Below are 2,617 nucleotides of genomic sequence, written 5' to 3'. Positions count from 1 at the left end.
GTTAGAGCATCTGACTGTTAATCAGAGGGTCCAAGGTTCAAGTCCTTGAGGAGGAGCTTACAAAGCCTTAATTCGAAAGAGTTAAGGCTTTTTTTTTATTAAAAACTCCGCTCATCGGAGACTCCTTGTTCTTGAGGAGGAGCTACAAAAACCTGACACTTTCGCCTTAGATTTTTTTTGGTACTTATTTCTAAAGGAGTTCAAAAAAAGGGGTGTGCAACTTATTTCTAGAAAGACAAACTAATCACAGTCCATCTTTTTGGAGTTTTTTTTTATTAATAATCTTGTAGTTATTTTGGATTCTTGATTTTCCAAAACTACATCTTTAAATTGCAATACATATTTTTAACTTTTGTTTACCTCTGTTTGATCCTTACTTCATTTGCACAAAATGAAGGGGATTTATCTTCAAACGTTGCTGAATTTCCCGATCAATCTTTCCCTAAAATAAGTAAGGCAGATTATTATAGCCTACGCAAGCAGTTCTTTATCGTATCCGTTTTGAATGGCTTACCACAGTCGTACAATGAATCTCAACGAAAGGAACTTATTCGAAAACTCAGACCAGAAATAAAAGGATTATATTTTTGGATTCAGCTGGATGGGCAAGTTACAAATGGAGGGTTCTCCCAGTTTTTTGACAATAGTTTTGAAGCCACTATTCCTGAGTCCAGAAACTTCCTCATAAGTGTTGGAGATACTATTGGATTCGAGATTTTGGATCGTGCGATAGCTTGGAACAATAATTTCAATAATAAAGAAATGCTATTCGATTCCGAATTAAGCAGGATTGATCAAGCCTATTTCGCACATTCTCCCACCTCTTATAAACTTATCGAAAATCATATTCGCTCAAATTCTCACCTTTATGTAAGGGATGAATCTGGAGAAATATTCCCAACTTTTTTTTCCGGAAAAATCAGTTCAATAGACTCTTCTACCAAAGAACGGATAGAATTTGATGTATTGGACAATCAAATTCATGGTAAGCTTAGAAGATTTACTCCAACAGGAAAACTTTCCGAAGAGCTTACCTATGAAAAGGGCATTCAGCTCGGTACACAACGATTTTACAATGAATTGGGAAGTTTGGATCAACAAAAAGAAATTCATCAAAACCCATTTTATACAGAGATCTCCTCTTACTACTCAAATGGTCAATTGATGTATAAGACGCAAATTGATTCCCTAGGCAAAGCAATCGGAGAACGAAAACAATGGTATGAAAATGGAAATCTGGAATACGCGTATGTTTTGGACGCAAATGGAAATCACACGGCAGTCTATTTTGAGTATTATCCTGATGGAAAGAAGAGGCTTGAAATAGATCGTCGCGGTAAGGATCCTCGCTACATCAATTACTGGGATTCAACAGGCAATCAATTATTGGAAAATGGTACGGGTTATTATTTCCTGGAAAGCACTTTTGAACCTAGCAGCAGCTATCGGTATGAATACCAGTTCAAGGAATATTTGGAAGATGGAGAGCAGCGAGAATACAAAAATGGCAATTTGCATCGCTCCCGAGAAATGGAAAATGGTGAACCAAGCGGTTATTTTAGAGAATTTTACTCAAATGGGAAATTGAAAGAGGAATACCTGATACGCGAAGGAAAAGTAGTAAACTCTCAAAAAAACCCACTTTTCGACCATCCTATATTAAAGGTGAAATTTGAAACCCAACAAAATGAACCTATCCTTATTCAAAGAGGATATCCAATTCCTGATACCGATCCGCAATTATTAAATGAAGACGAATCTGGCAAAGAGATCTCTTTTCCCCTTGAACTTTTTGAGCTTTATGGCTGGGAGAAGGTATTCTTTGCATCCTATCTACTCCATATTGGCGAAACTGGAAAAGTTGTCGGCTTTGATTTTATGTTAGCGGATAGTGGCTATACTAGCAGTGCAATTGAAGCTATTTTCCCAAAACTAATCTTTGCCCCTGGCACAAAAAAAGGAATTTCAACCACTTCCTATATGCTGTTGAGAGCCGAAATATCACTGGAAGAGTCTAAATAAAAATCACAATCAACCCAACACAAATCCATCATTCAAGGCCTGGCCATATAACTTGTCATTGAATCGATAAAGTTTTTCAGCCGCTATACATCAACCTTAAATATGGGTTATTGGACTAACTGATTTGGCGTTATTGAAATTAGCTTTTTGTTAATCGCTACTTCAGTTTTAACTTATGCCAATGAAAAAATTCATCTTTCTTCTCCTCATTCTTTCCCCTTATTATTCTTTTAGCCAAACTGTCTGCACGCTAGAAAACAAAGCCAAATTGGAGGAAACGCTAAACGAACTTGCTCAACAAGGTCTTGCGGACTTGGCTACCAATCAACAGGTGATCGCTATTGGGAAGAATTTTCTCAAAACACCCTATGTCGAGAAAACCTTGGAGATTCCCGGACCTGAGCAATTGGTCATTAATCTAAACGGATTGGATTGCACTACTTACCTAGAAACTGTAATCGCTTTGGTGCGACTGAGTGAAAAAAGTGACTTTTCTTTCGAGACCTTCGAAAAAGAGTTGGAATTCATTCGCTATCGGGATGGGAAAAATGAGGGCTATCCAAGTCGCCTACACTATTTCTCGGATTGGATTTTT

At 37.3% G+C, this 2,617-nt stretch carries 2 protein-coding genes; both read left to right on the top strand.

Translation table 11 applies throughout. The annotated features are described in order from the left end of the window. Positions 1-330 precede the first annotated feature (330 nt). Positions 331-2,022: a hypothetical protein gene (locus Q0L68_RS19420; protein WP_296705904.1), complete on the top strand. Its 1,692-nt coding sequence runs from the start codon at positions 331-333 to the stop codon at positions 2,020-2,022. A 181-nt stretch (positions 2,023-2,203) separates the two neighbouring features. After that, positions 2,204-2,617 (top strand): N-acetylmuramoyl-L-alanine amidase-like domain-containing protein (locus tag Q0L68_RS19415; RefSeq protein ID WP_296705903.1); only part of this gene is annotated, 414 nt, incomplete at its 3' end.

The sequence above is a fragment of the Algoriphagus sp. genome, from assembly GCF_024642405.1.
Taxonomy (GTDB): Bacteria; Bacteroidota; Bacteroidia; order Cytophagales; family Cyclobacteriaceae; genus Algoriphagus.
The sequence above is the reverse complement of the archived record's forward strand: the minus strand, read 5'-3'. Positions and strand labels throughout refer to the sequence as shown.